At 63.4% G+C, this 3219-nt stretch carries 3 protein-coding genes; 2 read left to right on the forward strand and 1 reads right to left on the reverse strand.

Annotated features, from left to right (window positions below; translation table 11 throughout):
* Positions 1-916, reverse strand: a 916-nt coding sequence (locus tag AYR66_RS29480; protein ID WP_206047109.1) for a LysR family transcriptional regulator, incomplete at its 3' end; no start/stop codon positions are given.
* Positions 917-1037: 121 nt separating this feature from the next.
* On the opposite strand from AYR66_RS29480, the gene AYR66_RS08430 reads away from it, so the two are divergent.
* Both AYR66_RS08430 and AYR66_RS29485 read left to right on the forward strand, forming a co-directional pair.
* Positions 1038-2696 carry an FAD-dependent monooxygenase gene (locus AYR66_RS08430; protein ID WP_170942095.1) on the forward strand — a complete coding sequence of 553 codons (1659 nt, stop codon included), beginning with the start codon at positions 1038-1040 and terminating at the stop codon, positions 2694-2696.
* Positions 2686-3219: HAD family hydrolase (locus tag AYR66_RS29485; RefSeq protein ID WP_206047110.1), on the forward strand; the 534-nt coding region annotated here is incomplete at its 3' end. The genes AYR66_RS08430 and AYR66_RS29485, both read left to right, overlap by 11 nt.

Raw genomic sequence — 3219 nt, forward strand, 5'->3', positions numbered from 1 at the left:
CGCGCAGGATCCGCGATTGCCCCAGTTCGGCGCAAGTCTCGAGGATTTGTCCGCGCAGCCAGGTCGAGATCGGGTTGCGCGACTGGTGCCGCGGCCACACCAGGTGGAACAGGTGGGTCTGGCTTTCGAAAGGCAGTTCGGAAACGCGGATCGGGTGCGCCTTGGCGAACTGCATCGCCAGCTGCCGCGGCAGGGTGCACAGGTAAGGCGTGGAATGGATGATGTGCGGCACCGTCAGGAACATGTGCGTGGACGCGATCACGCGGCGGCGGCGTCCCATCTCGGCAAGCCGCTCATCGACCCAGCCGTCGCGGCTGCCGGTGTAGGACACGAGGATGTGCTCGCAGGACAGGTAGGTTTCGAGGTCGAGCGGCTGGCCATCCTTGAGCAGCGGATGGTCGATCGCGCCGATGACGGCATAGTCTTCGCGGAACAGGGGTTGCGCCGCCATGCGTTCACCCGAGGGCAGCGAGGATGTGATCGCGCAGTCGATCACATTGCGCTGGAACAGGCTCGATGCGTCGAGATAGGTGCAGGGAATGGTGGCAAGGAATACCGAGGGCGCCGACTTGTTGAGGCGTGCGACCAGGCTGGGCAGGATGACCGAGGACACATAGTCGTTGCCACCCAGCTTGAGCGTGACGGCCAGTTCCTGGGGATTGAAGTCGACGCTGGTGGCTACCGCGGTTTCCAGCATGGCCAGGCCTTCGAGGATCAGCGGCGCGAGCATTTCGGCGGTGCGCGTCGGGCGCATTTCCCCTTCGGTGCGGATGAACAGGCGCTCGTTGAACAGGTGGTGCAGGCGGTCTAGGGAACGGCTGACGGCCGGCTGCGTCAGCGCAAGCTGGTCGCCGGCATGCGTCAGGTTCTTCAGGTTGTAGACGGCGGCGAAGACTTTGAACAGATTCAGGTCCACCGACTTGGTCCTGTTTTTTTTCATGGGCAAGGAGGGCTGGGTTGAGGATATCCGGCGCGTCGTGGTGTTGGCATAATTGCACCGAAAAAGTTAACAAAAAATCTACATGAAAAGCCAAAGAATGTCAGTTTTCATTTGTGGCGCGGGGCCCGTGGGCCTGGCGTTGGCCGCCTTGCTGCGCAGCCATGGCATGGCGGTGCGCATCATCGACAAGAGCGCTGGGCCGACGCCCTGGTCGAAAGCCATCGGCATGCATGCACGCACGTTGGAAAGCATGCATGCGCTGGGATTGACCGCCCGCTTGCTCGACGACGGTTTTCCGATGCGCGGCTTCCGTGTGAACGAGGCGGGACGCACCATCCTGTCGGCGCGCTTCGACGAAATCGGTTCGCCCTACGGATTCGTGCTGGGCTTGCCGCAAAGCCGGACCGAGCGCCGCCTGCTCGACCGGCTGGAGGAGTTGGGTGGCGAAGTGGAGTGGGGCACCGCGCTGGCAGCGATCGAGGAGCAGGGCGATCCTGCCGCGCCCGGCCGTCCTGCAGTGATCCGGATTACGCATGCCGACGGCCGCGAGGAGCGCGTCGAATGCAACTGGCTGGTCGGTGCCGACGGCAGCCGCAGTGCGGTGCGCGACATGGCGGGGATTGGATTTCCCGGCGGCGATTTCGGCAAGGCATTCATTCTCGGCGACGTGGCGATCGACTGGGACGGGCCGAAATCGGAATTGCAATTCTTCCTCTCCGCCAAGGGCTACCTGCTGGTCGTTCCGATGCCCGGCGGCATGCACCGCATCATTGCGCAGACGGACCGGCGCTACACGGATTTCCAGGGCGATGCGCGTCCCGAAGCGACCCTGGAAGAATTGCAGTGCATCGTTGACGCCAACGGCCCGGGCGGCATCCGCGTGCACTCGCCGCAATGGCTGACGTGCGCACCCTTCTATCACCGCCTGGCGGAGACGGCGCTCCGGCAACGTGTGATCCTGGCGGGCGACGCCTTTCACTTGTTCAGTCCTTTGGGTGCGCAAGGACTCAATACCGGCTTGCAGGATGCCTTCAACCTTGCCTGGAAGCTCGCCTATGTGGAGAGGGGATGGGCGCAGCATGGATTGCTGCAGACCTACCGGTCGGAACGCGAAGCCATCGCGCGCCGCATTGCGGAAGTGACCGCAAAGACGACGCGATTCATCACGGACACATCGCTGCCGCGCCGACTGTTGCGGCGGCTGCTGACGCCGCTGTTCAATCGCGGCAGCCGCGTGCAGAAACAATTGCCGCGCCTGCTGGCCGGCATGTTGCAAACCTATGGCGAGGATGGCGCGCTGGCGGGAGATGGCGCGTCCGGCTTGCCGCCGCCCGGGGGCCGCATTCCGCACGCCTGGCTGTCGCAAGGCGACGCTTGCATGCCGCTCGCCAGTCTCGTGCATGGAACACAATTCACGCTCCTGTTGCTCAAGGACCGGCTGGATGCGCAGGCACATGTCGAGTTGCAGCAGTTCGACGAGGCCATGGGTGCACGTCATCCATTCCTGCAGATCGTGGTGGTCACGCGTGAAACAGCAGGATCGGACGCGCGCTTGCCCGCTGGCTGGCGCATGGCCGACGATCGCGACGGCAGCGTGCTGCATGCGCTGGCTGCCGATGGCAAGGCAATGTTGCTGTCGCGGCCGGACGGCTACTGCGCGCTATCATCGCGTTGCTGGTCAGCGGAGGAAGTGGAGCACTATTTCAGTCGGCGCGGCATTGCAGGACTGCCGCAGGAGGTGCGCAATGCGGCGTAAATCCTGTACGGCAGCGTTCTTCGATGTCGACAACACGCTGCTTAACCTGAAGTCGATGTTTGCGTTCCAGGCATATTTCTATGCCAATGCATCGTCGCACACAGGTACATTTGCGAACATGGCGGAGTTCGTCGCCGACCTCCACTCGTGCAATGGAAGCGAGGATCGTTCCGCCTTGAATCGCCGCTTCTATGAAAGCTTTCGCGGGCGACGCGTCGACGCCGTGTCGCAGCTGGCGGAGCAATGGTTTGCCGCGGCGCTTGCACAATTCGGCGACAGCCTCTGGATCGCTTCTGCGCGGGAGTTGGCCGAGCAGCTGCGGGATGAAGGCTTCCTGCTTGTCGCGGTCTCGGGATCGTCACACGAGATTCTTCGTCCCCTGCTGCGACACCTTGAATTCGATGCCTGCCTTGCCACCACACTTGCATCGGAGGCGGGCGTGTACACCGGACACATCATCCCGCCGCAGTTGATCGGCGCAGGCAAGGCGGAAGCGATGCGGCGGTTCGCGCAGGAACGCGGA

It is taken from the genome of Noviherbaspirillum denitrificans (assembly GCF_002211445.1).
In the GTDB taxonomy this organism is placed as follows: Bacteria; Pseudomonadota; Gammaproteobacteria; order Burkholderiales; family Burkholderiaceae_D; genus Noviherbaspirillum; species Noviherbaspirillum denitrificans.

Excerpts from the sequence above, each read along its gene's own strand:
- AYR66_RS08430 (WP_170942095.1), top strand. The coding sequence starts at position 1,038 with ATGTCAGTTTTCATTTGTGGCGCGGGGCCCGTGGGCCTGGCGTTGGCC.